Source organism: Pseudomonas sp. lyk4-R2A-10 (assembly GCF_030209075.1).
Taxonomy (GTDB): Bacteria; Pseudomonadota; Gammaproteobacteria; order Pseudomonadales; family Pseudomonadaceae; genus Aquipseudomonas; species Aquipseudomonas glycinae.
On record NZ_JARVSR010000001.1, the window covers coordinates 419,371 to 444,492 of the forward strand.

The following is a 25,122-nucleotide window of genomic DNA, read 5'->3' on the forward strand; positions in this document are numbered from 1 at the left end:
TGATGTAAAGGTGGATTTTAGAGTTGAAGTAGAAGAGTGCGAGAGTTGCGAAAGCACATCGTAAGCAAGAATATATGAGTATGAAGTCAGGTAGCGTGATTGCCGAGTTCGTGTTAATCAAGACTATGCAGGCGGAAGTGAGGCAAATATTAAATGTCCACGTATAAATTACTTCATAGTGTGTTTTTTGAACTCCATTAAAAAAATTGAATATTGTAACCTGTAGATATATGGCTGGAATTGATAGGGATATCAGCAACAGTGCTTGGATGTCTTCCGTGTTGGTTAGGTTTGTGATTGGCGTGAGTGCGATTTTGTGCACAAAAAAAATTATACATATGATCAAGACTCCAAATAAAATCGAAAGCCTGAGTGATATTGTTATTTCGGATTTTATGTTGTTTGTGTTCAGATCATTTGATCCTGCTATCTTAATCAGTGTTGGAGAAAAAAATCCGATACCGATGACAGTAATAAATGATATTGATGCCAAGGCAAATGAAGCGGAATCAAGTGAGTCAACAATAAAATGGCCAGCGAAGGAAAAGTAGATCAGTGAAGCTGTCATGTCGCCCAATCTAGAGAATATGAGCGGAATTGCTATTTTGTAAATTTCCATAAGCGGACCGCCAGCAAGTAGCACCAATTAACAAGCATAGTGTTGTAGAAGCTCTTTATTCCCACTCTTTCAGTAAACTCAAAAGCGGCGGAGTGTCCTTTGCGGCAAAGTATTTTTTTCTGAAATAGTATTCGGACTTTGAAACTTTGTGCGTGGTCTGCTTGCGCTCATTGAATTCATTGTCGAGGGCGGCAAGAGACTGTTCTGCAGTTGGATAGATTTTTGAGCTATTTAGAATTTTTTCAATTTCTAGAAATAGCAGATCCATATATTGGAGGGTTTCTTGAATGTACGACCTGCATTCGTCTCTTGTGCTGGCGCCTTGTCTGGCTAGTGTGAAGAATTTATTCTTGATCTCATCAAATCCTTCAATGCGGTACATGTTTGAGTATACCCACTTGTAATGCTTGTTTGTTGTGCCCGTAAGGTAGGTGAAACTCATCGCGGTTTTAAACATCATGTCTCTAGCTATCTCGCAACCCATCCATAAATTTTCTGATTGCCAGCAACCTTGAACATCCTGGAAAGCATAAAATACTGGAAGTTTCTCTCGGTGAGCTAAGTAGATATGTTTCTCTACGGGGATTCTTGATTTAAGTTTAAAGAATTTTTCATCGTTATTCAGAGCATGCCCGATTATTAGTCTATGGATTACATTGTTTTCTGTGTTCGTCAAAGCAGGGGCGTAAAGAAAACGTTGGTCGGAGGCAATTTCTTCAAATGTTTGTTCAATTTTGAAAAATATATTATCTATTTCTGAGTATGTTACATAGTCGGCATCGATGTGAATGCTGGTATCACCGTAGAAGTCTGTTGTATTGTGGACTTCTTCATCTTTAGTGATGTGGCGATAATTGATATCGGTAACAAACGCATGTCCGATGTGTTTCATGTTTTGCGCTTTTGGACGTTTTTCGCAAATGATAATGCAGTCGATGTCAGAATGAATTGTTCCGATCCCCTCAATTAAAGAGCCTGAAACAATCAGAGTGCTTGTGTGCTCCAAGTGTGCTTTATCGAGTAAATAGCTTTTTGGTAATGATAATTTCCCATCCAATATTGTTACGTTGTTCTCCGAAATTGAGGATTTTGATGTTTTTATTAAGGTTTCCATATTGGATGTCCTGTGTATTTAAATTTTCTGTAAACCTCGCTCATGAAGAAAGCCTAGTTTTTACTCGAGTCTTCCGTCAATATTTGGATCCAGAATCAGAAGAGCCTTACAAGTTGTTGAAGGGCGAGAGTGTTTTTGGTGAAGGAAAATTCTTTTTATTTAAGTTAACTCCTACAGATAGTTTCCGCAGAATCTGTAGGAGCTTGGCTGAGATGTTTTCTTAATAAAGACTGTCGTGCACTCTGGCCGGGGCCTCGCGATCATAGGCCTCGGCATCAAACTGCCCATCATTCAACCGCTTGTGAAACGCACCCGCCGTCGGCAGCGCCGAGCGCGGCAAGTGGGTTTCAGGGTTCCACGCATCCGAACGCACAAACGCTTTCGAGCAATGAAAGAACGCCGCCTCCACCGCCACCAGCAACACCGTGCGCGCCGGTTTGCCGTTCACCGCGAAGCTTTCCAGCAATTGCGGATCAGCGCTGATGGTCGCCGTGCCGTTGACCCGCAACGTCTCGCCAATCCCCGGAATGATGAACAGCAGCGATACCCGCGGATCGTGCAACACGTTGCGCAAGGTATCGATGCGGTTGTTGCCCGGACGATCCGGCAGGGCAAGCGTGCGCTCGTCAATGATCCGCACAAACCCTGGCGCATCGCCGCGCGGGGAACCGTCGATGCCATCGGCGCCAACCGAGCTTACAATCACCAGCGGCGAGACCCGGACCATCGCCTGATAGTCCTCGTTGAGAAAACCGATCTGTTTGCGCACCGCCCGTTCGTGGGGCAAGCCGTAGATGGCTTCCAGCGCTTCGATTGAATCGATCATCGTTGCTCCCCCGACAATTAGAAGAACAGCCCCATGCGCCGCTCGTAGCCGATGCGGCCCTTGTACGCTTCGCCGCTGTCGACGAAGCCGTACTTGGCGTACAGCGCAATCGCGGCGTCGTTGTCGGCGTCCACTGACAGCTCCAGCCCTTTGATCTCCGGCCAGGCCTGGCGCGCAGCGTCAGGCAACGCCAGCAGGCAGGCCCTGCCGTAACCCTTGCCTTGGGCGCGGTGATCGACCTGCAATGCATGCAGGGTGGCGCTGTGTTCATCGGCCCACTCCGGTAACACCGGTGGGCGTTTGAGCAGCAGGAAGGCCACCGGCACGTCTTCGGCCAGCAGGGCAAAACCTTTTACGCCGGGGCCGGGTTTCGACAACAGCGTATGCAAGGCGCCGTGGATATCGCCGGAGAACTTGATCTGCTCGGCGTGGATTTCAATCGCTTCGACTTGCTGACGCTGCAAGGCGTTAAGGCTCTCGTACGGTACGAGTTTGGCTGATACGGGAATTTCCTTTTTCCTACAAAGATGAGCCTCGGATTCTAGCGACTTTGCGTTCTCTGGATTTTTTTTGTTTCAGCTGTCGATCCGGCAAATCGCCGAACGACCAAGGGTGTCTTCACAACAAAAACCACGGAGAACACCATGAGCGCACAAAGCGATATCCAGACCCTGATCAACACCTACCGCGAAGCCGTCATGACCAAGGACGTCGAGAAAGTCATGGCGCTGTACGCCGACGACATCCTCTCGTTCGATGCGATCAAGGCCCTGCAATTCAAGGGCAAACCGGCCTACCGCGCCCACTGGGTGGATTGCATGGAAATGTGCCCCGGCCCGCACATCTTTGAATTCCATGAAATCGCCATCGAGACCGCCGACAACATCGCCTTCGCCCACTGGGTCGCCAATTGCGGCGGCACCAATGAAAAAGGCGAAACCCAGAGCTGCTGGATGCGCGTCACCGCCTGCTATCGGCAGATCGGCGGTGCGTGGAAAATTGTTCACGAGCACTGGTCGGCACCGTTCGACCCGATGAGCGGCGCGACCCTGTTCGATGTGAAACCCTGATCTTCAGCCATAGTTGATCCGTCCGATTCAGGAGAATGCCATGAAGTATTTATGCCTGGTCTACAGCGATGAGCGCCTGCTGCATTCGTCGCCCGACAGCCCGGAAGATGCCGAGTGCTGGGCCTACGCCGAGTCGATCCAGGGCAGCGGCCGGATGGTCGCCGCCGAAGCACTGGAGTCGGTGCAGACCGCCACCACGGTACGGATGCGCAACGGCAAACTGTCGATCACCGACGGCCCGTTCGCCGAGACCAAGGAGCAGTTGGCCGGCTTCTACCTGATCGACGCGCGGGATCTCAACGAAGCGATTCAGGTCGCCGGCAACATTCCGGCGGCCCGGGTCGGCAGCGTCGAAGTGCGTCCCGTGCGGCAGTTGAATGTCTGAGGTCCGGGCGCGGGTCGAGCAGGTCTATCGTGAAGACTCGCGGCGGATCCTCGCGACCCTGATCCGCCTGCTCGGCGATTTCGACCTCGCCGAAGAAGCCTTGCACGAGGCGTTCTTCGTCGCGGTCGAGCGCTGGCAGCGCGACGGCGTGCCGGACAATCCGCGGACCTGGCTGGTGTCCACCGGGCGCTTCAAGGCGATCGATGTGTTGCGCCGCCGTGCGCGGTTCAAGGCGTCGCAGCCGTTGTTGCTGGCGCAACTGGAGGAGCTGGAACAGTCGGAATGGGACGTTGAAGACGTGGAAGACGATCGCCTGCGCCTGATCTTCACCTGCTGCCACCCGGCACTGGCGGCGGACGCGCAAGTGCCGCTGACCCTGCGCGAAGTCTGCGATCTCACCACCGAGGAAATCGCCCGCGCATTTCTCTCGGCCCCGGCGGCGATTGCCCAGCGCATCGTGCGCGCCAAGGCGAAGATCCGCGATGCAAAAATCCCTTATCAAGTCCCGAGCCTGAGCGAGTTGCCCGAGCGCCTCGACAGTGTGCTGCGGGTGATTTACCTGGTGTTCAACGAGGGTTATTCGGCGTCCGGCGGCGCCCAGGTGACCCGCGAGGATTTGACTCGTGAGGCGATTCGTCTCGGGCGGTTGTTGCTGGAGTTGTTGCCGGATCCAGAGGTCATGGGGTTGCTGGCGTTGATGCTGCTGCATGAATCGCGGCGCTCGGCGCGGTCGACGCCGGATGGAGAACTGATTCTGCTGGATGATCAGGATCGCGGATTGTGGAATGCCGAGTTGATTGCCGAAGGCTGCGATCTGGTGGAAAAAGCGCTGACCACGGGACGTTTCGGGCCGTACTGCCTGCAAGCGGCGATAGCGGCGGTGCACGCCGAAGCGCCGACGGCGGGGGAGACGGACTGGGCGCAGATCGTCGGGCTGTATGACGTGTTGCTGCGGGCGGTGCCGTCGCCGGTGATCGAGTTGAACCGGGCGGTGGCGGTGTCCAAGCGTGATGGGGCGTTGGCCGGGTTGACCTTGATCGAGGGGATTCTGGATCGGGGGGATTTGCAGGATTACCACCTGGCGCATTCGGCGCGGGCGGAGTTTTGTCGGCAGTTGGGACGGGTTGAGGAGGCGCGGGTGGCCTATTCACGGGCACTGGAGTTGACGCGGCAGGAGTCGGAGCGGCGGTTTATCGAGGGGCGGCTTTCGGCTTTGGATCGCTTGCCCTCACCCTAGCCCTCTCCCGGAGGGAGAGGGGACCGATCCGGGGATATTGGGGATATACGCCGACCTGAGCGGTTCGCTGTGAATCCATAATCGACCAGATCTTTCAGGTCGATGTATGACGTAAGACACCTCGGTCAGTTCCCTCTCCCTCCGGGAGAGGGTTAGGGTGAGGGCGCTTTTGATTTTGCCTTTCGCCTTTAGCTTTTAGGCCTGCTGCCGAGTCGCAGCCATCACAATCTCGCGAATACAAACCCCCTGCGGCTGCCCATACGCATAGGCAATCGCCGTCGCCACATCCTCGGCACTCAGCACCGTCCCACCCATGTCCTGCTTCCAAGCCTGATACCCGGTCTTGATCGCCTCATCCGTGGTGTGACTCAACAACTCGGTCTCCACCGCACCCGGCGCAATAGTGGTCACGCGCACGTTATGCGGCGACAGCTCTTCACGCAGGTTTTCCGACAACCCGTGCACCGCAAACTTGGTGCCGACGTACGCCACATGGTTCGGGAACGTCTTGCGCCCGGCCACCGAGCTGACGTTGATGATCGTGCCGTGCTTGCGCTCGATCATCCCGGCGACCACCGCGTGCACGCCATTGAGCAGGCCCTTCACGTTGACGTCGAGCATCTGGTCCCACTGTGCCGGATCCTGTTTGCTCATCTCGCCCAGCAGCATCACCCCGGCGTTGTTGATCAGCGCATCGGCCGGACCGAACTGCGCTTCCGCCTCGGCAACAGCGGCCAGCAATGCGGCGCGGTCGGTGATGTCGACGCGGCGGCTGAGAGTGTTCGGCAGGGCCAGTGCTTCCAGGCGTTCGATGCGCCGGGCCAGCAACAGCAGCGGATGGCCGGCCGCGCTCAAGCGGCGGGCGGTGGCTTCGCCGATGCCCGAGCTGGCGCCGGTGATGATGATCAATGGCTTGCTCATGGTTGAACTCCTGAGATAAGAAAAACAAATAACCAGATTCGGGACGCAGTATATTTAGCCCGCTGGAGGCTGAAAAATGCCTTATTCCTCTGTCTGCTATCGGAATCTCCTATGGATATCCGCCATCTCAAAGCCTTCCTCGCGGTGTTCGAAGAACGCAACATCACCGCTGCCGCGCAACGGCTGTTCATCAGTCAGCCCACGTTGTCGGTGACCATCAAACAGCTGGAAGAAGAACTCGGTGCGACGCTGTTCGTACGTCAGCCCCGTGGTGTGGAGGTCAGCGACGAAGCGCGTCTTCTCTACCCGCAGGCGCGGCGGATGGTGGCCGAATCCGAGGCACTGAGCCGGATGTTTCGCGGCCGCGAAAATCGTGCGCCGCTGACTCTCGGCATCGAAGGCGACATCGCCGCCAGCCACATTGAAGCCTTCGTCCGGATGGCCCATCAGGCGTTGCCCAATCTGCTGCTGACCCTGGAGGAGGGCTGCCATGGCGATGGTCGATTGGCCGTCGAGGAAATGTGCTGCGAAGACGAACTGTTCCTGCCGCTGTGGGAAGAATCCTATGTGATGGCGCTGCCCCTCGATCATCCGATGGCCAACGCGCAAGAGGGCTGGGCGCCGATTGAGGACTGGATCACCTGCCCGCAGCATCCGTCCCATCAGCGCTTGATGGCGCTGTACGGACGTTCGCCGGAAGCGGTGGCGGGGCATGCCGGTTCACTGCAACAGGCGTTGCACATGGTGGCGGCAGGTGTCGGTGTGGCCATGTTGCCGCAGTCGCTGGTCAGCGGGCATGAGCGCATCGTCGTGCGTGCGTTGCACCTGCCGGCGCCGACCCGGCGAGTGGGATTGTGTTACGCGGCGCAGGCGCTGGAGTTGCCGACGATGCGCGGGTTGCACGCGTATTTTCAGGTCAATCGCCCGGCAGCCATCGAGGCGGCCTGAGCTATTCCAGCATCTTGCTCAGCAACCAGCTCCCCGCCGGCCCCGGCGGGTACAGCCGCGACCATAGGGCATCGACGAACACCGGTTTCGGCCAGCCGCGCACCTTCAGTTCCACCAGCAAGTCATTGCCGAAACGCTCCACCAGCCAGCGCGGCAGCGGCGCCCAGCCGAAACCTTTTTCGGCCATTTCCAGCAGCATCAGATAACTCGGCGCCGACCACACCCGGCCTTTGCCGCGACTGTCATAGGGATTGACGATGGTGGCCAGGCGCAGCTCGCGATGCTGTTCAAGGACCGTTTGATCGATGGATTCCTGCGTCGCCAACGGATGCCCACGGCCCACGAACAGGGCGATTTCAGTGCGTTCGGCGACGGTCGCGGTCGCGAGGTCCGGCGGGTAGTTGTCCTGCATCTCGGCGAATGCCAGATGCGCCCGACCGCGCTGCACCAGTTCGACCAGGTCATCGCATTCGGCGATCAGGCATTCCAGCTCCAGATCCGGATAGCGCTGCTCGAAACCCACCAGTGCCGCTTCAAAACGGTCGGACTGATAAGTGTCGGAGATCGCCACCGTGAGTTTCGGCTCGACGCCCTGGGCCAATTGCCGGGCGGTCATTTCCAGGCGGCTGGTGGCGGACAGAATCGCCTCGGCCCGTTGCAGCATCACGTGTCCGGCCGGGGTCAGGGTCGGTTTGCGGCTGCTACGGTCGAACAAGATCAGGTCCAGATCGATCTCAAGACTCGCCACCGCCGCACTCACTGTCGACTGACTGCGCCCGAGTTTGCGCGCTGCCGCCGAAAACGAGCCTTGAGTCGCCGCCTGGACAAATGCCAGCAACACTTCCTGAGATGCCATGAACTATCGCCTTGATCGATGGTTATTGGTTATGAAGTATCGGTGTGGTGCTGGATCATGGCAACCATCTTCACAGAGGACTTCGGCCATGACTGCCAACAAATCCATCACTGAACGTATCTTCCAGGCCATCGGTTTCGAACTGCTGGCGATCCTGATCTGTACCCCGTTGCTGGCGTGGATCATGGGCAAACCGCTGGTCGAAATGGGCGCCGTCACTATCGCCATCGCGATGCTGGCCCTGGGCTGGAACGTGGTGTTCAACGGCTTCTTCGACCGCATGCTCAAGCGCTGGAACATCGCCCACAATGCCTGGGTGCGAGTGGCGCACGCGCTGCTGTTCGAAGGCGGGTTGATCGTGATGGGCGTGCCGCTGATTGCCTGGTGGCTGTCGGTCAGCCTGTGGCAGGCGTTCCTGCTCGACATCGGCGTGCTGCTGTTCTTCCTGCCGTACACCTACGTCTACCACTGGGGTTATGACGTGGTGCGCGAGCGACTGGTGATGCGGAGCGTCTGCCAGAGCTGAAAACAAAAAATCGCCGCCTGTGAGGGCTGCGATTTTTTTTGTCCGGGATTTTTGCAGGGTTTAGAGAAACATCCCGCCCGACGCTTCAATCCGCTGACCGTTGATCCACTGCGCCCCCGGCGACAGCAGCAGCGCCAGTGCGCCACCAATGTCATCCGGCTGCCCGGCACGGCCCAGGGCGGTGTTGCTGGCGACCATGGCGTTCAGTGCCGAATTGTCGCGCACCGCGCCGCCGCCGAAGTCGGTTTCGATGGCCCCCGGTGCCAGGATATTCACGGCGATCTGCCGCGCGCCCAGCTCCTTGGCCTGATAACGGGTCAGCACTTCCATCGCGCCTTTCATCGCAGCGTAAGCGGCATAACCCGGCAGGGTGAAACGGGCCAGACCGCTGGAGATGTTGATGATCCGCCCGCCATCGTTGATCAGCGGCAGCAATTGCTGAGTCAGGAAGAACGGCCCTTTCAACTGCACGTTCATCAGCAGGTCGAACTGTTCCGGCGTGGTGTCGGCGAAGGAGGCATGCACGCCAATCCCGGCGTTGTTGATCAGGAAATCGAAGCGCGGACGTTCAAGTTGTTGCAGCGCCTGCTCGACCCGCACGGCGAACTCGGCAAAACCTTCGCTGCGCCCGACATCCAGTTGCAGCATCACGGCGTTGGCGCCGAGTGCTTCCAGTTCCTGCACCAGCGCCTGGGCTTCATCGGCGCGGCTGTTGTAGGTGCCGATGATGTCCACGCCTTGCGCGGCGAGGTGCAGGGCGGCGTTCTTGCCCAGGCCACGGCTGGCACCTGTGATCAATGCGATTTTGCGGTTCATGGGTTTTCCTCAATGGCGATGACGGTTGATGGGGCAAAGTTTATTTATCCGCCATGAGGTGATAAACAGACTGAAACCGGAATCACTGGTCGGATTGTCCGAACAATCAATGGGTGGCACATGAACAAACTGGAACTGCTGCGCACCTTCGTCCGGGTCAGCGAATTGTCGAGTTTCACGATGGCGGGAGAGAGTCTCGGGCTGCCGCGTTCGACGGTCTCCGAGCAGGTGCAGGCGCTGGAAAATCTGCTCGGCACGCGCCTGCTGCAACGCACCACGCGCAAGGTCCAGCCCACTCAGGACGGCCTCGCGCTGTATGAGCGGAGCAAGGATCTGCTGTCGCACATGGACGAAATCGAAAACCTGTTCCGTCAGGACGAAGCGTCGCTGACCGGGCGGATCCGGATTGACATGCCGAACATTCTGGCGCGGCGGCTGATCATGCCCAAGCTGCCGGAATTCATGGCGCGCCATCCGAACCTGGAGCTGGAAATCAGCAGCACCGATCGCCGGGTCGACCTGCTCGCCGAAGGCTTCGATTGCGTGGTGCGCATCGGCGCGCAGCCGGATCAGTCGGTGGTGGCGCGGCACCTGGGGGACTTCAGCATGATCAACTGCGCCAGCCCCGCGTACCTGGAGCGCTACGGCGTGCCGCAGACCTTGGAAGATCTGGCGCAGCATCGGTTGGTGCACTACGTCGGTGTGCTGGGTTCGCGTTCGGAAGGGTTTGTCTACGAGCAGGACGGACAGGTGCACCGGGTGCCGATGCCCGGCAGTGTGACGGTCAACAGTACCGATGCCTACGAGTCGGCGTGCCTTGGCGGGTTTGGTCTGATCCAGGTGCCGCGAACCGGCATGAACACCTATCTGGACAGCGGCGAGATCGTCACCGTGCTGCCGCAGTACACCGCGCCGGCGATGGGCATTTCACTGTTGTACGCGAGGCAGCGGCATCTGCCGTTGCGGGTGCGGGTGTTCATGGACTGGCTGGGGGAGTTGATTCGTTCGACGCTCTGATTCTTGCCGCAAATCCCTGTGGGAGCAACGGCTCTCACAGGGATTGGGATGGATCAGAAGATCTGGGTAAACAGCCAATACAGGCTGCCCGACAGCACAATCGCCGCCGGCAAGGTCAGCACCCACGCCATCAGCAGATTGCGGATGGTCTTCATCTGCAAGCCGCCACCGTTGGCGACCATGGTCCCGGCCACGCCCGAGGACAACACATGGGTGGTCGAGACCGGCAAGCCGAACATGTCGGCGGCGCCGATGGTCAGCATCGCCACGGTTTCCGCCGAGGCGCCCTGGGCGTAGGTCAGGTGGGTCTTGCCGATCTTCTCGCCGACCGTGACCACGATCCGCTTCCAGCCGACCATGGTGCCCAGACCCAAGGCAATCGCCACGGCGATCTTCACCCACAGCGGAATGAACCGCGTGGCGTTGTCGATCTGCTGTTTGAACAGTTGCAGCTTGCCGCTGGTGTCGGCGTCGAAGCTGCCGACCTTGTTCTTGTCCATCAGGCGAATGGTTTCGCTGGCCAGGTACATGTCGTTACGCACGTTACCCATGGCCTCGGCCGGGACTTTCGCCAGCGAGCCGTAGCCTTTGACTTCTTCACCGATGTGTCCGGTCAGGGAGGCGAGGGCAGGAATCAGTTGCGGCGTGGCTTCCTTGCTGCGCATGTAATCCGAGAGCACGGCGCGTGGATCGGCCGGTGCTGGCAGTGGCGCACTTTTCACCAGCGCTTGCTGGGTCACTTGAGCGACAGCGGCGAATTGCAGCGATTGTTCTTCCGGCATGGTGCGATTCAGTGCATAAGCCATCGGCAGGGTGCCGACCAGAATCAGCATGATCAGGCCCATGCCTTTCTGGCCGTCGTTGGAACCGTGAGCGAAGGACACGCCGGTGCAGGTCAGGATCAGCAAACCACGAATCCACCACGGCGGCGGGGTGTTGCCTTCCGGTGCCTTGTACAGCGAACGGTTCTTCACGAATGCGCGCAACGCCAGCAGCAACAGCGCCGCACAACCGAAACCCACCAGCGGCGACAGCAGCAGTGCGTAACCGATCTTGGTCGCCTGGGCCCAGTCCACACCGCTGGTGCCGTCGCGACCATGCATCAACGCGTTGGCCACGCCGACGCCGATGATCGAACCGATCAGGGTGTGCGACGACGAGGCCGGCAGGCCCAGCCACCAGGTGCCGAGGTTCCACAGGATCGCCGCGATCAGCAGGGCGAAGATCATCGCGAAACCGGCGGACGAACCCACTTGCAGAATCAGTTCCACCGGCAGCAGGGCGATGATGCCGAACGCTACCGCACCGCTCGAAAGCAGTACCCCGAGGAAGTTGAAGAATCCCGACCACACCACGGCCACATTCGGTGGTAGCGAGTGGGTGTAGATCACCGTGGCCACGGCGTTGGCGGTGTCGTGGAAGCCGTTGACGAACTCGAAGCCCAGCGCAATCAACAGCGCTACGCCGAGCAGCAGGAACGGGGTCCAGGTGGTGACCACCGTGCCGAGTTCGTGCATGTCATGCATCAGACTGTAGGCGGTGAACAGCATCCCCATCGCCAGCACGGCGAAGAACACCACGTAAGTAAAGGGGCCGGTTTTTTTGTCGAGCGCCGGCCTGCCACTGGCAGTGGGGGCCAGGCTGGCGGTCAGGGAGGGAGTAGCCATGGGCGGACAATCCTGAGCGGGGGAAGGAGTGTCGCCCATGATCGTTGCTAAATATTACAGAGACGCTGCGACAGATCAGTGTTTGGCGGATTAGCCGCGCCGTTGGTCTTAATAATCCCGCCGCTTGCGAAACGCCCAGCGCCCGGCGATCACGGTAAACGTCGCCACCAGCGCTACCAGAATCCAGAACCCCTCCGGATCAGTGGCCAGCGGCACACCGCCGACGTTCATGCCGAAGAAACCGGCAATGATGTTGATCGGCAGCGCCAGCACCGTGACCACGGTCAGGGTGAACAGCGTGCGGTTGCTCTGTTCGTTGAGGTTGGCGGCGATCTCTTCCTGCAACAGCTTGATCCGCTCGCCGAGGGCGGTCAGGTCGTTGATGATCAGCGCGAACTCCTCGGTGGACTTGCGCAGCTCCTTAACGTCCTCCTTCTGCAACCACGGTGGCGGCCGGTTGAGCAGGCGCAACAGCGAACCCGGTTCCAGCGCCAGCAGCCGTTGCAGGCGCACCAGCACCCGCCGGTTGGCGCCGAGTTCGGCGCGGTTGGTCGACAGTCGCGAGGACAGCAATTCGTCCTCGACCTGATCGACGCTCATGCTGGTCTTGCGCACGATCTGGGTCAGCACTTCGCCCTGATCGCGCAGTAGGTGCACCAGCAGTTCCGACGGCGAGCGAAAGCACTCACCGGCCTTCACCGAAGAACGCAGCTTGTCCACCGAATGCAGCGGTTGCAGACGCGCACTGACGATCAGTTTGCTGCGCACGCAAACCCACAGCGTCGACACGTCCGACGACACCATGCTGCTGAGGTTGAACACCACGTCGTTGACCACCGCCAGCAACGCCGAATCGACATGCTCGATGCGGGTCGAGCGCGAACCTTCGTGCAGCGCTTCGAAAAATTCTTCGGGCAATTGCAGATGGCTTTTCATCCAGCGCTCGCACGCGGCGTGGGCCAGGTTCAGGTGCAGCCAGAGAAATTCATCGCCCTCGCTGTCATCTTGCAGGCAGCGCAGGGCAGTCGCCGAATCCACCTCGCGCCCGCGTTCGCCGGGGCGAAAGCGAAAGCCGTAAAGCAGGCCGAACAGGTCAGGATCACGATGGCTGATATCGAGGCTGTGGTTCATGAAGGCTCGCTGCGAGAAGGCGTCTGTCGCGGGATTTGCAGATTCACCTGAGCCGCATCATCGCAATGTCACATGACGCTTGTGTGACAGCAAAATGATGTCAAATCAACGCGTTACCGGCGGTCGGATTTTTCTCAAGAAGGGCGCTGGAACGCCGATCACGCATGAGTTAGGTTGCGCGCCTTCGGCCATGAGCCAAGGTCCGCCGACACGGATGTCCGGCAACAATTCACGTCTTACCGGGCGTGCCTCATCCCTGTCCTGAGTACCTGTGATGCTGCAAAAATCCCTGAGAGCGCAAATTCTCGCCCTGCTGAGCGGCAGCCTGCTGGCGATGCTGTTGATCGCGCTGGCCTGCTTTCATTTCCTGTCCAACGGCGTGCAGAACTACAGCCAATTGATTGCAGGTCCGTTGCACACCTCACAACTGATCGATGAAGCCAACCTGCAATTCAAGGTGCAGGTTCAGGAGTGGAAAAACGTTCTGCTGCGCGGCAAGGAACCGGCGGATCTGGCCAAGTACTGGGGCCAGTTCGAAGACCGTCAGCGCGATGTGCAGGGCATCCTCGGTGAGCTGGCCAACCAGAAAGGCCTCGATCCTGCGCTGAAAACCCGTATCGAACGCCTGCGCGAAGAACATCGTTTGCTCGGCGCTGCGTATCAGAAGGGCCGTGATGCCTACGTCGCCGCCGGTGCCGATCCGACTGCGGGCGACGCTGCTGTCAAAGGCGTCGACCGTGCCGCCAGCGATCAGATGAGCGAGCTGGTCGCCGAGTTGCGCAAGCAGGGCACCGAGCAATCGGCGCAGATCAGCGCCAGTGCCGATCGCACCGTGTGGCTGGGTCTGCTGGTGATGCTCGCGTCCGGTCTGCTGATCGGTTTGCTGAGCCTGTGGCTGGTCAACCGCAACCTGGTCGAGCCGATCAGCAAACTGATCGACTACGTCACTCAACTGAGCAAGGGCCGTCTGGTCGAGCGCGTGGCCAGTGACCGTCAGGACGAGCTGGGCAACCTGGCCGCCGCGGCCAACACCCTGCGCGATTTCCTCGCCGAAACCTTCAATCACCTGCAGCGCAGCGCCAAGGATCTGGACAGTGCCAGCGGCGAATTGAACGCCATCGCCACCGTGATGGCCGGCGGCACCAACGAGCAGTTCAGCCGCACCGATCAGGTGGCCACGGCGATGAACGAAATGTCCGCCACCGCCCAGGAAGTCGCCCGTCATGCGGCTGACGCTGCACGTGCGGCCGACGATGCCGACCAGTCCGCGCAGCAGGGCGAGAAGGTCATGCAGAGCACCATCCACAGCATCACCCAGATGCGCGGCGAAATTGCCAACACCGCCACGGTCATCCGTCGTCTGGAAGCCGACAGCGGTCGCATCGGCAAAGTGCTGGAAGTGATTCGCGGGATCGCCGAGCAGACCAACCTGCTGGCGCTCAACGCCGCCATCGAAGCAGCCCGCGCGGGTGAGGCCGGGCGTGGTTTTGCGGTGGTCGCCGATGAGGTGCGCAACCTCGCGCAGCGTACGGCGGAGTCGATCATCGAGATCAACCAGATCATCCACAGCGTGCAGACCGGTGCGGTGGACGCGGCCCAGGCCATCGACAGCGGTCAGACCCGCAGCGATGAAAGCGTCGAGCAAGTGACCCAGGCCGGCGCCATGCTCGAGCGCATCACCCACGCGGTGGAAGCGATCCGTGACATGAACCGTCAGATCGCCACGGCGGCCGAAGAGCAGACGTCGGTGGCCGAAGACATCTCGCGCAACCTGACCGAGATCACCTCGATCGCCAGCACCAACCTCGACAACGTGCAGCGCACCGAAAGCGCCAGCCAGAACCTGCACGGCCTGTCCGGCCAACTGAACGACGTCACCGCTCGCCTGAGCGTCTGACCGGCCAGTGACTGTGTACCGGTTCGGTTACCGAGTCGTTACACAGTCGATCTCAATTGGTGCAGACCGCCGCCGATGCCCGGTTATCCATAACCGGCATTGGAGATTTCCCATGGTCAGCATCACGTCTGTTTCGATCAATCAGACCGTCACTACGCCCACCAGCAAAACCTCGATTGCCGACACCGGTGACGACACCTCGACCACCGCGGCGGCCAGCACCGGCGTGAAAGCCGACACCAGCAAAGTCGCGGCGGGCGGTGGTGCGGCGCCGGCGGGCGACAGCAGTTCCAGCAGCGATGAATCGGATACGGTGAAGGAACTGCGCAAGCAGATCGCCGAGTTGCAGAAGCAATTGCAGGAAGAGCAGCAGGCGCTGCAGGCGGCTCAGGCGAAGCAGGAAAGTCAGGATGCCAAGGCGGCGGATGTTGCGGCTACGCAGTCGCAGATCGCGACGACGTCGGCCTCACTGCAAACCGCGACTGCCGCACTGCTGCAAGCCCTGCGGGATTCCGACAGCAGCACCTCCGGCTCGCTGGTCAGCACCTCCGCGTGAAGCCTTACCCCTCACCCTAGCCCTCTCCCAAAGGGAGAGGGGACTGACGGAGTTGAATGTTCGAGTTACGCCGACCTGACAGTTCTGAGTCGAACTCAGGTTTGAACAGCATGAAGATCGGCTCCCTTTCCCCCTCGCCCCCTTGGGGGCGGTCCGACGTTTCGGGAGGGCTGGGGTGAGGGGATGGTTCTCACAGGCGAAACCGGAGTTTCGTCAAACGCCAGACACAAAAAAGCCGCACAACCCGAAAGTCATGCGGCTTTGTTCTATCAGCCAATCAAGTGTCTTGCTTGTTGCTCAGCACCTTGCCAGTCGTCGCATCGAAGTCCACGTCGAACTCTTTGCCATCGGCGGTTTTCAGCTCGACTTCGTATTCGTAACCGTTGAAGTGGTTATCCAGGTCGGTGTCGGTAATGGTCGCGCCCGGATGCAGTTTCAGCGCTTCTGCGTTCATCGATTCCAGCGACTTGATCTTGCCGGACTTGACCAGTTCAGGGATCTGGTCAACGCGAACGTCAGCCTGGGCCAGGCCAGCGGTGAGGGTCAGGGCGGCAGCGGTAAACAGGGCAGTCAAGGTTTTCATCGGTTATTCCTTTGGGTGATTCGTTTAAGTGAGTTCAGGTTAATCGCCACAACTTAATTCACCCTTAAAACGCAGCGAGCAGGCTGGACTCCCGAGGGAGCGAGCCTGCTCGCGACACTGACTGACGCGCGGATTTACAGATCAGAAACCGTTGTTCTTCAACACCTGATCCACACTGGCGGCGGCCGGGCGTTTGTAGAACTTCAGCAGTTCGCTGGCGCGGTTGGTGAAAATGCCGTCGACGCCGGCGGCCATGACTTTTTCGAAGTCCACCGGCTCATCCACGGTGTAGACGTGCACCAGCAGGCCCTGATCGTGGGTGTATTTGTTCATCCATGGCTGCACCAGATCCGAATAGCTCTGATCGCCGCCGTGGGTCAGCTTCGCCGAAGGGCCGGTGCCGATCGCACCCTGTGCCTTGGCGTAGTCGATCCACTGCTTGAACTCGGCTTCGGATTTCGGCTCTTGCTTGCCGTAGAACGCGTTCTTGTCCTTCTCGCCGGAGTCGGCAAAGGTCACTTTGGATTTCGGCTCGATGCTGCCTTCGCCCACCCACAGCAACAGGATCTTCGGCACCTGCGGCATTTCCTTTTGCAGCATTTCCAGGCTGCTCTTCTCGAAGGTTTGCAGGATCACCTTGCCGTTGCTCTCGCCGACGCTGGCGACGTTTTTCGCCGGTTTGGCGTCCGCCGGAATCAACCAGCCACGAGCCTGGAGTTTTGCCTTCAGGTCATGCTCGATCCCCGGGAACAGCTTCGGCTCCTTGGTTTCGATGTACAGGCCCGGCTTGTGCTTCGGATTGGCCTGGGCGATGTCGATGATTTCATCGAGGGTCAGAATCTTCAGGCCGACGTAGGACGGGCGGGCGCGATCCGGGTACTTGGCGTTGTACCAGCTGCCGGCGTCGAGGGTTTTCAGTTCGGCCATGGTGAAGGCATTGGCCGGGCTGTCCTTGCGCTCCGGGAACTTGGTGGCGACGTCGGTGGTGCGCTGCAGGTTATCGTCGTGCAGGGCGAACAGCACGCCGTCCTTGCTGCGCTGCAAGTCCATTTCCAGGTAATCGGCGCCCAGGTCGCGGGCCAGTTTGTAGGACGCGGCGGTGGATTCCGGGGCATCGAAGGAGGCACCACGGTGGGCGATCACCGCCGGGTGCGGAATGCCCTCGGAGGCAGCGAGCGCAACAGGGCTTGGCTGGCTGGCGGCGTGGGCCTGGCCGAGGCCGAGCAGCAGGCTCAGCAGCAGTGCGCTTTTGGTGAACGTGGCGGGCATGTCGAGGTCCTTTCGCAGGTATTTTCGAAGATGTACCTTTTAGCAACTCAAACGAAAACCTGCTATCGCGAGACCGACATAAACGTACTGAAAGCGAAAATTTGCGCACTTTTGTGCGTTCGTTTGCAGTACGCTTGGCCACGGCAACCGCCCCGGCAGAGGGCGCGCCTCTATGCCCTGCGTGTAAACCTTCGATCACTTTTGTGAGGTTTACCATGCGCATCACATCGCAACTCATCTGCCAGGCCGCCGACGACCTCAAGGGCTTTGTCGGCCTCAACCGCAAGACCGGCCAGTACATCGTGCGTTTCAGCGAAGACTCGTTCGGCATGGACGTGGCCGATGACGGCATCATTCCGTGCAGCGAATTCGTCTGGGCACCGGCCACTGAACAGACCATGACCCTCAAGCGCGAACTGATCCAGTTGCTGCTGGACCAGAACATCGATGACCGGATCAACATCACCGAGCCGCTGCGCGTTTATATGAATAAGCGCGAAGTGCCGGAGATTGAGGCGGTGCGTAGTCTGGTGAAGGGCTGATCATCCGAATCGATAATCGCGTTCCACTTTGCACACCCGCGTATGAAAACCCGAGTACCAGGTCGAACGTCCGCGTTCACGAATCGCCTGGTGCTCGGGATGATGTTTCCACGCCAGGATCGCCGCTTCACTTTGCCAATATGAAACCGTAATTCCGAGCCCGTCCGCGCCGCGAGCCGACTCGACACCGAGAAAACCCGGTTGCTCGCGCGCCAGTTCCAGCATGCGTTCAGCGGCTTCAGCGTAGCCCTGATCACCATCGGTGCGGTTTGAAGTGAAGATCACTGCGTAGTACGGCGCTTTCAGTGTTTCGGTGATCATGCCCGCGCCTCGACACAGGCTTCAACAAACGCCCGCACCAGTGGTGGCAATTGCCCCTTGAGCGCTGCGCGTTCCGGCTGGAACAGTGTGGCGACGAAGAACACATGGTTTTTCAGTTCAATGGCGCGCAAGTCGCCTGACGAATCGTGACCCACGGCGTGCAGGTCATGGGTCAGCAACTCCCGTTCGAATTGCGGATTCACACCGTAGCGGCAGCGATAGCCTTCACGAATTTCCGACGTTTCGTACGCACTGGCGATAAACGAACCGTGCACCAGATGAATGCTGTCCACCGCTTCCACCAGCGAGCAGGTCAGCGGCGTGAGTACCGCGCGGCTGGCGTCTGGCGAGGTTTCGCCGTGCGCGGCATCGGTCCAGCCCAGCACGTGGCGGGAAAACTCCAGCACGGCATGTTGAAAACCGCCGCAGGTGCCGAGGAAAGGGCGCTGCCGCTCGCGGGCAAAGCGGATGGCTCGCAAGGCACCGACTTCGCTTATATAAGGGCTGGCCGGGACACACCAGAAGCCGTCGAAAGGTTCCAGCGGTGTCTCGGGCAGGATTCGGTCGGTGGCCAACCATTCGAAATCGACCGGACGGCGAAGGTGTTCCGCCGCCATTCCGAGGGCGACCGGGATGGCTTGGTGGGCAGTAACTTGCGGGTCGAAGTCACCGATCAGGGCGATGCGCAGGGCTCTGGATTCCATGAGTACTCGCTGTGCTTGTTGAGGGATGAAGCTCACTATAGATTGGCGTTCACGCACTCTAAATCGGCGTTTGCCCAAGTGATCAATGCAACCACGCAATACCGACTCGATTTCCCGGATCTGGCCCTGATCCTCGCTTTAGTGCGTGGCGGCTCATTGGCCCGGGCCGCACAGCTGATGAAGGTCGATGTGTCGACGGTGTTTCGCGCCGTGCGCCGACTGGAAGCATCACTCGGCCAGCAACTGTTCGAAAAAAGCCGCGCCGGTTACCTGCCCACCAGCCTCGCGCAGACCCTGGCCGAGCAGGCCGAACGCGCCGAGCAAGCTTTGGAAGCGGCGCGAATCGGCGTGGAGCAGGGCGGTGAAGTGGTCAGCGGCACGGTGCGCCTGACTTGTACCGACTCCGTGCTGCAAGGTCTGCTGCTGCCGGCGCTGGCGCAGTTCATGCCGAACTACCCGGCGCTGAGCATCGAACTGAGCACCTCCAATGATTTCGCCAACCTCAGCCGCCGCGATGCCGACATCGCCCTGCGCCTGACGCGCACACCACCGGAGCATCTGGTCGGACGGGAGCTGGCGAAGATTTCCTACCGGGTCTGCGCCAGTCAGCGTTATCTACAAAAGGTTGAAGCGGCCGATCTGGCGGCGCTGACCTGGATCGCCCCGGACGACTTTTTGCCCGATCACCCGACCGTCGCCTGGCGCCGCCAGCAGTTGCCGGGGGTGACTCCCAACTATCGCTGCAACAGCATGCTGTCTGTCTCGAACCACTGCACGGTTATGACACCGCGCTGTGGCTGCTGACCCGCCCGGACTGCCGCGCGTTGCGCTCGGTGGTCACGCTGTTCGATGAACTGGGGCGGGCGCTGAGGCTTTCGTGATCAGCCCTGCTGGGTCTGGCGCATGTGATCGTGCAGTTCGCGGGTCAGGCCTTCGATGCGCTCGGTCAGGTTCTTGGTCATCTCTGTGAGTCGGGTGTTCTGCTCCAGCAGCTCAAGCAGTTGCGCGGTGTTCTTCGCCGCTTGCGCCTGGCGTTCGCTGTTGGCCACGGCCAGGGCTTCGCGATGTTGCGCGTCAGCGTCCGATTGCGCTTTGTCGCGTGCAGCCTGACGAGTCTGTGCCAACAGAATCAGCGGCGCGGCGTAGGCGGACTGGAGGCTGAAAGCCAGGTTCAAGAGGATGAACGGATAAACGTCGAAATGGGTCACGCCAAAGATGTTGAGACTGATCCACAGCACCACGATCAGCGTCTGCGCGCCGAGAAAGGTTGGCGTGCCGAAAAAACGCGCAAACGCCTCGGCCCGCAAGGCGAATTTGTCGTTACCGAAGGTTGTGTTGAGGTGGGCGTGGGGGCGATGAAAGCGCAGGTGATCGACAGGGGCGGTGGATGATTCGGTTTTTTCGGTGGTCATGACGGACTCGGCAGGGCTTGGGACGTTGAGTCACTATAGCCATGCGTCGCCCGTGTTGGCCTTATCCCGGCGCACGCTCGTTGGCAAACATGCTCACCGCTTCCACCGCCTCGCTGGCGCCGTCCCGAATCTGCAGAATCACCGTACCGGCCTGATCCGCCAGCTCCACACCTTGCGCCGCACGCCCTCGGGTGCCGTCCATGCTCTTGATCGCCTGACGGGTTTCGGTCTGGATCAGGCTGATCATGTTGGAAATTTCCGCAGTGGAGCCGCTGGTGCGCGCTGCCAGCTGCCGCACTTCATCGGCCACCACGGCAAAACCGCGACCCTGCTCACCGGCTCGGGCGGCTTCGATTGCAGCGTTCAGGGCCAAAAGATTGGTCTGATCGGCAATCGCGCGGATGGTGTTGACGATGGCAGTGATCTGCTCGGAGCGTTCGCCGAGCTGCGCGATGAGGGTTGAGGATTCGGCAATGTCGTCGGCAATCTCGCGCATTTCACTGGCGGCTTGCTGAATCACTTGCGTACCTTGCTCGGCGACTTTTCGGGTGGCCACCGAGATGTGATAGGCCGCGCTGGCACTGCGCGCATCCTGCTCGTGCTGTTCGACCCGGGCGGTCACGTCCGACGCGAACTTCACCACTTTGCACAAGCGGCCGGCGGCGTCGTAGACCGGGTTGTAATTGGCTTCAAGCCACACGGTCTGACCGCGTTTGTCGACGCGTTCGAACTGGCCCTGAAACAGTTCGCCCTGATTCAACCGGCGCCAGAAATCCTGGTAGGCGCTGCTGTTGACCAGTTGCGCGGGGCAGAACAAGCGGTGATGTTTGCCTTTGAGTTCGGCAAGGGTGTAACCCATGCGCGTCAGGAAATTCTGATTGGCGGTGAGAATATTGCCGTCGAGATCGAATTCGATCACCGCCATGGCGCGGTCGATCGCCTGCAATTTCGCATTGGCTTCGCTTTCCTGCTGCACTTTGGCGGTGACATCCATCGCGTACTTGACCACTTTCACTACGCGGCCCGAGTCGTCCTTGATCGGGTTATAGCTGGCTTCGAGCCAGATCGGACGGCCCTGACTGTCGATGCGTTCAAAGGTGCCGGACTGGAATTGGCCGCTTTTCAATCGCGACCATAATTCGGTGTACTGATTGCCACGGGCAAACTCTGGAGAACAGAAATGGCGATGAGGCTGCCCGACCACCTGTTCGCGGGTGTAACCCATGGTTTTCAGGAAGTTGTCGTTGGCGCGCAGAACGACACCGTCGACATCGAATTCGATCACTGCCATGGAGCGGTTGATCGCTTCCAACAGGCCGGCTTGTTGGTTGATGGTGTTTTGAAGATCGACGAGGGCGGTCTTGTGACGATTGAAAATCATGCTCGTGGCACTCTGGAAATAGGGCTGAAGGTGGGGTCCCTGTTTCCGCGTCAGCCAGCCAGATAGCTCGATGGCTGGAAGCAGTGTGCCAGCATCCTGGCTGGCGGATTAACTTATACAAAACTTTATAAACTTGTACAAGAAATCGATTTTTCTCAATTTTGTACAAGTTTTTTCAGGCGGGTGATCGGCTCAACGCTACGCTGATTGTGTTACGTCCCGTGTGCTTGGCCGTGTACAACGCCTTGTCGGAATCTTCGAACCACTCAAGGGCGTCGGCGTAAGAGGTTTGATAGCGAGCAAGCCCGATACTCAGGCTGACCCGCAGCTCGGAAACGTCGGGATGGCGGTATCGATCCAGTGCCTGACGCAGTTGCTCCATCAGCGCTTCAGCCTTGCTCAGGGGCAGGTTGGGCAGGATCACGCAGAATTCATCGCCACCGTAACGCCCGGCCAGCTTGCTTTCGTCGAGTACGAATTTCAGCTCATGGCTTAACTGCCGCAGCACCGCGTCGCCGACGATGTGCCCGTAACTGTCGTTGATCGACTTGAAATGATCGATGTCGATCAGCGCCAGGATGGCTTGGGAATTGTGCTGCCGGCACTGTTGGAACTTGAGGTGCAGCAGGTCTTTCCAGGCGCCGTGGTTGAGCAGTCCGGTCAGGCTGTCGGTACGGCTCAGGGCGCTCAGGGTGCGTTTGTGTTCGGCGAGTTTGATCGCCAACCGGTAACAGACCATGCCAAGCGCCAGCGGATAAAGGGTCAGCATTGGCAGGCAGGCCAAGACCTGAGTCTGTGTAGCCGTCAGGGTGAAATGGATGCCGAACACTGACCAGCCCAGCAGCACGCCGATCACCTGGGCGAGGGCGCCCAGCCAGAACAGGCGCACGCCACCGGCGGCCACGTTGTTCATGGTCATCATCGACAGAATGGTCACGGTGGTCAGCGGGTTGAACTGGAAACAGGCGGTCCAGAAACCACCGAATACCGAATCATAGAGCAGGTTGCGGCGTTCGGCGCGATAAGGAAAGGCCGAGCGGGTCGACCATTGATAGGCCACATGCGGCCAGAGAAAGCCGTTAAACAGCAACACGGCCCAGAGCCAGGACGGCATGTTCAACGGATACAGCGCGGCACCCACACTGAAGAAGCCGATGCCTAATCCGATGGCCCGCGGCAAGTAAATGCGCCTGGCGAATGACAAACCTTTGCCGCGTTGGTTTTCCATGATGTTCTACGCCAGATTCATTCTGAAACACTTTGCAGTGTAATTCTTCAGACAGACCGTTCATCGGCCAATGACAGACATTGTCATTTATTCCAGCGGGAAAATTCAGTGCCCTTGCGAGCCATTTACCATGGCGCAGGCCTGAGCTAGAGCTGATAGCAGGTCAGGAACATGTCGAGTGCAGAGTCGACCACGGCATTTTGCGCTGTGCTGTCGAGCGAGGGTTGGCCCAGGGAGATCTGTGGCCAGAAGGCAAAGGTTTTCAGCAGCCCTTGCACTTGATGGGCGGCGAACGCCGGATCGACCGGTTTCAATCGACCATCCGCCTGGGCGGCGCGAATCCACACCGTCACGCTTTCCTCACGTTCGCCCATGCGCGCCACCATGTTCTGCGCGCGCTCTGGCGAATGGATCGCCGCCGCGATGGCGACACGGGCCAGATTCATGAAATTGTCGTCCGCCATCATCTGCAGTTTGGCCAGCAGCATGGTTCGCAATTGATCGCGCAATGGCTGATCGGGCTGATACGAGACGGTTTGCTCGGTGCTGATCCGTGCCCACAACTGGTTGAGAATTTCGGCGAACAGCTCTTCCTTGCTCGGAAAATGGTTGTACACCGTACGCTTTGACACCCCGGCAGTGGCCGCAATCTTGTCCATGCTGGTGACCTCGAAACCGTTGGTACGGAATTCGGCGATCGCGGCCTGGATGATGGCTTCGCGTTTACGGTCGGTGAGGCGCTGGGGAGCTGTCATAAATTCGATTCGGCAGGAAAAGGTTAAATTACACTCGGCAGTTTACTTGTCATCCGGTTTGTTGCAACCTAGAAACTACACCGATCAGTGTAATGCTGGGTTAATCGGTGCAACCTAAAAACAGATGTCCGGCTGATGCGTGCGTGCCTTGGCCATTATCGTCCCACCGTGGAAAACCGTGAATTGCGCGGCGTTTCCGGAGTCATTCAGTCATGGCCAAATCAAATTCTCCCGCGGTTAGTCCAGCACCTGAAGCTTCGCGCCAGGCCGAAGGGACTTTCCGCAACCACGCGCCGGTGCAGCGCGAAGGTTTGCGCAAGATGCTGCGCATCATGTGGAACATGATCTTCCACAAGCCGCGCAACACCCGTCCTGCGTCGGCCATCCCAGTGCAGCCAATGACCCGCGCCGACCTGATCGCGGCACCCAACCACAGTGTTTATCGCCTCGGCCATTCGACCTTGCTGCTCAAGCTGCAAGACAAATTCTGGATCACCGATCCGGTGTTCGCCGAGCGTGCCTCGCCGGTGCAATGGGCCGGGCCGAAACGCTTTCACCAGCCACCGATCAGCATCGATGAATTGCCGCCGATCGAAGCGGTGATCCTGTCGCACAACCACTATGACCACCTCGACTATGAAGCGGTGCTGAAACTGGCGGACAAGGTCAATGTGTTCCTGACCCCGCTGGGCGTCGGTGACACCCTGATCAAATGGGGCATCGATGGCAGCAAGATCCGCCAGTTCGACTGGTGGCAGGGCACCGAAGTCGCCGGCATCCGCTTCATCGCCACCCCGTCGCAGCACTTTTCCGGTCGGGGCCTGTTCGATAGCAACCAGACGCTGTGGGCATCCTGGGTCATCATCGACGGTGACAAACGCATCTTCTTCAGCGGCGACAGCGGCTACTTCGACGGGTTTAAACGCATTGGTGAAGAGTACGGACCGTTCGACCTGACGCTGATGGAGACCGGCGCCTACAACGTCGAATGGCCTCACGTGCACATGCAACCTGAAGAAACATTGCAGGCTCACCTCGACCTCAAGGGCCGCTGGCTGTTCCCGATCCACAACGGCACGTTCGATCTGGCGATGCACGCCTGGCATGAGCCGTTCGACCGCATTCTTGCGCTGGCATGGGAACGCAGCGTGTCGATCACCACGCCGAGAATGGGCGAGGCTTTTAACCTGATGCAACCGCAACGTGGGGACGCGTGGTGGTTGGAAATGGAACAAGAGATGTCAGAAAAAGGGCGTGTTGCTTGTAGCGGCTACAAGGCTGGGTGAGTTTTCCTACCGGCACTGGTTCTTGTTGCTGACAGCCGTTTCCTGCGGCTTCGGT

27 protein-coding genes and 2 pseudogenes are annotated in these 25,122 nt (G+C 59.1%); 12 read left to right on the forward strand and 17 right to left on the reverse strand.

Annotated elements, in window-relative coordinates; genetic code table 11:
• The first annotated feature begins 230 nt into the window (after positions 1 to 230).
• Positions 231 to 551, forward strand: coding sequence for a hypothetical protein (locus tag QRN46_RS01895; RefSeq protein WP_234420583.1), 321 nt, complete (start codon positions 231 to 233; stop codon positions 549 to 551).
• A gap of 123 nt (positions 552 to 674) precedes the next feature.
• Here the strand turns inward: QRN46_RS01895 and QRN46_RS01900 are convergent, their stop codons facing one another.
• The 3 genes from QRN46_RS01900 to QRN46_RS01910 all read right to left on the reverse strand — a co-directional run bounded on the left by QRN46_RS01900 (position 675) and on the right by QRN46_RS01910 (position 3,068).
• On the reverse strand, positions 675 to 1,733 hold the full coding sequence (locus QRN46_RS01900; protein WP_108563046.1) for a hypothetical protein: 1,059 nt from the start codon (positions 1,731 to 1,733) through the stop codon (positions 675 to 677).
• A 220-nt stretch (positions 1,734 to 1,953) separates the two neighbouring features.
• A complete protein-coding gene (locus QRN46_RS01905) occupies positions 1,954 to 2,559 on the reverse strand; it encodes a pyridoxamine 5'-phosphate oxidase family protein (protein ID WP_285354214.1) in 606 nt (201 codons plus the stop codon).
• A gap of 17 nt (positions 2,560 to 2,576) precedes the next feature.
• Positions 2,577 to 3,068: a GNAT family N-acetyltransferase gene (locus QRN46_RS01910; RefSeq protein ID WP_285354232.1), complete on the reverse strand. Its 492-nt coding sequence runs from the start codon at positions 3,066 to 3,068 to the stop codon at positions 2,577 to 2,579.
• A gap of 135 nt (positions 3,069 to 3,203) precedes the next feature.
• Here QRN46_RS01910 and QRN46_RS01915 point away from each other — a divergent pair, with 135 nt between their 5' ends.
• Genes QRN46_RS01915 through QRN46_RS01925 form a run of 3 tightly spaced genes read left to right on the forward strand, consistent with a single transcriptional unit; the run spans position 3,204 to position 5,251 of the window.
• Complete coding sequence (locus tag QRN46_RS01915) at positions 3,204 to 3,629, forward strand: YybH family protein (RefSeq protein ID WP_285354215.1); 426 nt, start codon at positions 3,204 to 3,206, stop codon at positions 3,627 to 3,629.
• Between the two features lie 40 nt (positions 3,630 to 3,669).
• Positions 3,670 to 4,014, forward strand: coding sequence for a YciI family protein (locus tag QRN46_RS01920; protein ID WP_007951101.1), 345 nt, complete (start codon positions 3,670 to 3,672; stop codon positions 4,012 to 4,014).
• Entirely contained in the window at positions 4,007 to 5,251 is a 1,245-nt protein-coding gene (locus tag QRN46_RS01925; protein WP_285354216.1) for an RNA polymerase sigma factor, read from the forward strand. The genes QRN46_RS01920 and QRN46_RS01925 overlap by 8 nt, the downstream gene beginning before the upstream one ends.
• 195 nt (positions 5,252 to 5,446) lie before the next feature.
• Here QRN46_RS01925 and QRN46_RS01930 read toward each other — a convergent pair whose 3' ends face one another.
• Positions 5,447 to 6,172 carry an SDR family oxidoreductase gene (locus tag QRN46_RS01930; protein WP_011335572.1) on the reverse strand — a complete coding sequence of 242 codons (726 nt, stop codon included), beginning with the start codon at positions 6,170 to 6,172 and terminating at the stop codon, positions 5,447 to 5,449.
• 111 nt (positions 6,173 to 6,283) lie between these two features.
• On the opposite strand from QRN46_RS01930, the gene QRN46_RS01935 reads away from it, so the two are divergent.
• Positions 6,284 to 7,120, forward strand: coding sequence for a LysR family transcriptional regulator (locus tag QRN46_RS01935; RefSeq protein WP_201816071.1), 837 nt, complete (start codon positions 6,284 to 6,286; stop codon positions 7,118 to 7,120).
• 1 nt (position 7,121) lies between these two features.
• Here the strand turns inward: QRN46_RS01935 and QRN46_RS01940 are convergent, their stop codons facing one another.
• Positions 7,122 to 7,976 (reverse strand): LysR family transcriptional regulator, encoded by an 855-nt coding sequence (locus QRN46_RS01940; protein ID WP_011335570.1) that lies wholly within the window; start codon positions 7,974 to 7,976, stop codon positions 7,122 to 7,124.
• A gap of 88 nt (positions 7,977 to 8,064) precedes the next feature.
• Between QRN46_RS01940 and QRN46_RS01945 the strand changes: the two genes are divergently transcribed.
• Positions 8,065 to 8,502, forward strand: a complete 438-nt coding sequence (locus QRN46_RS01945; protein WP_011335569.1) for a multidrug/biocide efflux PACE transporter — start codon at positions 8,065 to 8,067, stop codon at positions 8,500 to 8,502.
• A 60-nt stretch (positions 8,503 to 8,562) separates the two neighbouring features.
• On the opposite strand, the gene QRN46_RS01950 is transcribed toward QRN46_RS01945, so the two are convergent.
• Complete coding sequence (locus QRN46_RS01950) at positions 8,563 to 9,318, reverse strand: SDR family NAD(P)-dependent oxidoreductase (RefSeq protein ID WP_011335568.1); 756 nt, start codon at positions 9,316 to 9,318, stop codon at positions 8,563 to 8,565.
• 120 nt (positions 9,319 to 9,438) lie between these two features.
• Here QRN46_RS01950 and QRN46_RS01955 point away from each other — a divergent pair, with 120 nt between their 5' ends.
• Positions 9,439 to 10,335, forward strand: coding sequence for a LysR family transcriptional regulator (locus QRN46_RS01955; protein ID WP_011335567.1), 897 nt, complete (start codon positions 9,439 to 9,441; stop codon positions 10,333 to 10,335).
• A 53-nt stretch (positions 10,336 to 10,388) separates the two neighbouring features.
• On the opposite strand, the gene QRN46_RS01960 is transcribed toward QRN46_RS01955, so the two are convergent.
• Positions 10,389 to 12,002, reverse strand: a complete 1,614-nt coding sequence (locus QRN46_RS01960) for an inorganic phosphate transporter (protein WP_285354217.1) — start codon at positions 12,000 to 12,002, stop codon at positions 10,389 to 10,391.
• Between the two features lie 108 nt (positions 12,003 to 12,110).
• Positions 12,111 to 13,133, reverse strand: coding sequence for a transporter (locus QRN46_RS01965; RefSeq protein ID WP_011335565.1), 1,023 nt, complete (start codon positions 13,131 to 13,133; stop codon positions 12,111 to 12,113).
• 1,288 nt (positions 13,134 to 14,421) lie between these two features.
• Between QRN46_RS01965 and QRN46_RS29080 the strand changes: the two genes are divergently transcribed.
• The gene (locus QRN46_RS29080) at positions 14,422 to 15,030 is read left to right on the forward strand and encodes a methyl-accepting chemotaxis protein (protein WP_373456534.1); all 609 of its coding nucleotides are present in this window, start codon (positions 14,422 to 14,424) and stop codon (positions 15,028 to 15,030) included.
• A 112-nt stretch (positions 15,031 to 15,142) separates the two neighbouring features.
• Entirely contained in the window at positions 15,143 to 15,586 is a 444-nt protein-coding gene (locus QRN46_RS01975) for a hypothetical protein (protein WP_285354219.1), read from the forward strand.
• Between the two features lie 277 nt (positions 15,587 to 15,863).
• Here QRN46_RS01975 and QRN46_RS01980 read toward each other — a convergent pair whose 3' ends face one another.
• Both QRN46_RS01980 and QRN46_RS01985 read right to left on the reverse strand, forming a co-directional pair.
• A complete protein-coding gene (locus QRN46_RS01980; protein ID WP_007917758.1) occupies positions 15,864 to 16,169 on the reverse strand; it encodes a PepSY domain-containing protein in 306 nt (101 codons plus the stop codon).
• A 141-nt stretch (positions 16,170 to 16,310) separates the two neighbouring features.
• Positions 16,311 to 17,438 carry a glycerophosphodiester phosphodiesterase gene (locus tag QRN46_RS01985; protein WP_285354220.1) on the reverse strand — a complete coding sequence of 376 codons (1,128 nt, stop codon included), beginning with the start codon at positions 17,436 to 17,438 and terminating at the stop codon, positions 16,311 to 16,313.
• Positions 17,439 to 17,653: 215 nt separating this feature from the next.
• Between QRN46_RS01985 and QRN46_RS01990 the strand changes: the two genes are divergently transcribed.
• On the forward strand, positions 17,654 to 17,980 hold the full coding sequence (locus QRN46_RS01990; RefSeq protein WP_064598843.1) for a DUF2025 family protein: 327 nt from the start codon (positions 17,654 to 17,656) through the stop codon (positions 17,978 to 17,980).
• Here QRN46_RS01990 and QRN46_RS01995 read toward each other — a convergent pair whose 3' ends face one another.
• Positions 17,981 to 18,301 (reverse strand): antibiotic biosynthesis monooxygenase family protein, encoded by a 321-nt coding sequence (locus tag QRN46_RS01995; protein WP_285354221.1) that lies wholly within the window; start codon positions 18,299 to 18,301, stop codon positions 17,981 to 17,983. It lies immediately after the preceding gene.
• Entirely contained in the window at positions 18,298 to 19,005 is a 708-nt protein-coding gene (locus tag QRN46_RS02000; RefSeq protein WP_285354222.1) for a CTP synthase C-terminal region-related (seleno)protein, read from the reverse strand. Before QRN46_RS02000 ends, QRN46_RS01995 begins: the two co-directional genes overlap by 4 nt.
• Before the next feature lie 78 nt (positions 19,006 to 19,083).
• Between QRN46_RS02000 and QRN46_RS02005 the strand changes: the two are divergent.
• Positions 19,084 to 19,886, forward strand: a pseudogene (locus QRN46_RS02005) (LysR family transcriptional regulator).
• Here QRN46_RS02005 and QRN46_RS02010 read toward each other — a convergent pair.
• The 5 genes and pseudogenes from QRN46_RS02010 to QRN46_RS02025 form a co-directional block, all read right to left on the reverse strand.
• Positions 19,887 to 20,417, reverse strand: a complete 531-nt coding sequence (locus QRN46_RS02010; protein ID WP_011335556.1) for a DUF1003 domain-containing protein — start codon at positions 20,415 to 20,417, stop codon at positions 19,887 to 19,889.
• Positions 20,418 to 20,478: 61 nt separating this feature from the next.
• Positions 20,479 to 21,039 carry a methyl-accepting chemotaxis protein gene (locus tag QRN46_RS29085; protein WP_371915540.1) on the reverse strand — a complete coding sequence of 187 codons (561 nt, stop codon included), beginning with the start codon at positions 21,037 to 21,039 and terminating at the stop codon, positions 20,479 to 20,481.
• Positions 21,025 to 21,798 (reverse strand): annotated as a pseudogene (locus QRN46_RS29090) (PAS domain-containing protein); the annotation flags it as partial. The gene QRN46_RS29085 and the pseudogene QRN46_RS29090, both read right to left, overlap by 15 nt.
• A gap of 175 nt (positions 21,799 to 21,973) precedes the next feature.
• Entirely contained in the window at positions 21,974 to 23,026 is a 1,053-nt protein-coding gene (locus QRN46_RS02020; protein ID WP_108563029.1) for a diguanylate cyclase, read from the reverse strand.
• Positions 23,027 to 23,172: 146 nt separating this feature from the next.
• The gene (locus QRN46_RS02025; RefSeq protein WP_201816035.1) at positions 23,173 to 23,781 is read right to left on the reverse strand and encodes a TetR/AcrR family transcriptional regulator; all 609 of its coding nucleotides are present in this window, start codon (positions 23,779 to 23,781) and stop codon (positions 23,173 to 23,175) included.
• A 212-nt stretch (positions 23,782 to 23,993) separates the two neighbouring features.
• Between QRN46_RS02025 and QRN46_RS02030 the strand changes: the two genes are divergently transcribed.
• Positions 23,994 to 25,067 carry an MBL fold metallo-hydrolase gene (locus QRN46_RS02030; RefSeq protein ID WP_201816033.1) on the forward strand — a complete coding sequence of 358 codons (1,074 nt, stop codon included), beginning with the start codon at positions 23,994 to 23,996 and terminating at the stop codon, positions 25,065 to 25,067.
• Positions 25,068 to 25,122 lie beyond the last annotated feature (55 nt).

Bases quoted from the DNA above. Each gene is read 5' to 3' on its own strand.
- QRN46_RS01905 (WP_285354214.1), bottom strand. From the start codon at position 2,559: ATGATCGATTCAATCGAAGCGCTGGAAGCCATCTACGGCTTGCCCCAC.
- QRN46_RS29080 (WP_373456534.1), top strand. From the start codon at position 14,422: ATGCAGAGCACCATCCACAGCATCACCCAGATGCGCGGCGAAATTGCC.
- QRN46_RS01930 (WP_011335572.1), bottom strand. From the start codon at position 6,172: ATGAGCAAGCCATTGATCATCATCACCGGCGCCAGCTCGGGCATCGGC.
- QRN46_RS01900 (WP_108563046.1), bottom strand. From the start codon at position 1,733: ATGGAAACCTTAATAAAAACATCAAAATCCTCAATTTCGGAGAACAAC.
- QRN46_RS02010 (WP_011335556.1), bottom strand. From the start codon at position 20,417: ATGACCACCGAAAAAACCGAATCATCCACCGCCCCTGTCGATCACCTG.
- QRN46_RS02025 (WP_201816035.1), bottom strand. From the start codon at position 23,781: ATGACAGCTCCCCAGCGCCTCACCGACCGTAAACGCGAAGCCATCATC.
- QRN46_RS01935 (WP_201816071.1), top strand. From the start codon at position 6,284: ATGGATATCCGCCATCTCAAAGCCTTCCTCGCGGTGTTCGAAGAACGC.
- QRN46_RS02020 (WP_108563029.1), bottom strand. From the start codon at position 23,026: ATGGAAAACCAACGCGGCAAAGGTTTGTCATTCGCCAGGCGCATTTAC.
- QRN46_RS01990 (WP_064598843.1), top strand. From the start codon at position 17,654: ATGCGCATCACATCGCAACTCATCTGCCAGGCCGCCGACGACCTCAAG.
- QRN46_RS01915 (WP_285354215.1), top strand. From the start codon at position 3,204: ATGAGCGCACAAAGCGATATCCAGACCCTGATCAACACCTACCGCGAA.
- QRN46_RS02030 (WP_201816033.1), top strand. From the start codon at position 23,994: ATGGCCAAATCAAATTCTCCCGCGGTTAGTCCAGCACCTGAAGCTTCG.
- QRN46_RS01980 (WP_007917758.1), bottom strand. From the start codon at position 16,169: ATGAAAACCTTGACTGCCCTGTTTACCGCTGCCGCCCTGACCCTCACC.
- QRN46_RS01975 (WP_285354219.1), top strand. From the start codon at position 15,143: ATGGTCAGCATCACGTCTGTTTCGATCAATCAGACCGTCACTACGCCC.
- QRN46_RS01995 (WP_285354221.1), bottom strand. From the start codon at position 18,301: ATGATCACCGAAACACTGAAAGCGCCGTACTACGCAGTGATCTTCACT.
- QRN46_RS01920 (WP_007951101.1), top strand. From the start codon at position 3,670: ATGAAGTATTTATGCCTGGTCTACAGCGATGAGCGCCTGCTGCATTCG.
- QRN46_RS01950 (WP_011335568.1), bottom strand. From the start codon at position 9,318: ATGAACCGCAAAATCGCATTGATCACAGGTGCCAGCCGTGGCCTGGGC.
- QRN46_RS01945 (WP_011335569.1), top strand. From the start codon at position 8,065: ATGACTGCCAACAAATCCATCACTGAACGTATCTTCCAGGCCATCGGT.
- QRN46_RS01925 (WP_285354216.1), top strand. From the start codon at position 4,007: ATGTCTGAGGTCCGGGCGCGGGTCGAGCAGGTCTATCGTGAAGACTCG.
- QRN46_RS01895 (WP_234420583.1), top strand. From the start codon at position 231: ATGGCTGGAATTGATAGGGATATCAGCAACAGTGCTTGGATGTCTTCC.
- QRN46_RS01985 (WP_285354220.1), bottom strand. From the start codon at position 17,438: ATGCCCGCCACGTTCACCAAAAGCGCACTGCTGCTGAGCCTGCTGCTC.
- QRN46_RS01955 (WP_011335567.1), top strand. From the start codon at position 9,439: ATGAACAAACTGGAACTGCTGCGCACCTTCGTCCGGGTCAGCGAATTG.
- QRN46_RS01960 (WP_285354217.1), bottom strand. From the start codon at position 12,002: ATGGCTACTCCCTCCCTGACCGCCAGCCTGGCCCCCACTGCCAGTGGC.
- QRN46_RS01965 (WP_011335565.1), bottom strand. From the start codon at position 13,133: ATGAACCACAGCCTCGATATCAGCCATCGTGATCCTGACCTGTTCGGC.
- QRN46_RS01940 (WP_011335570.1), bottom strand. From the start codon at position 7,976: ATGGCATCTCAGGAAGTGTTGCTGGCATTTGTCCAGGCGGCGACTCAA.
- QRN46_RS02000 (WP_285354222.1), bottom strand. From the start codon at position 19,005: ATGGAATCCAGAGCCCTGCGCATCGCCCTGATCGGTGACTTCGACCCG.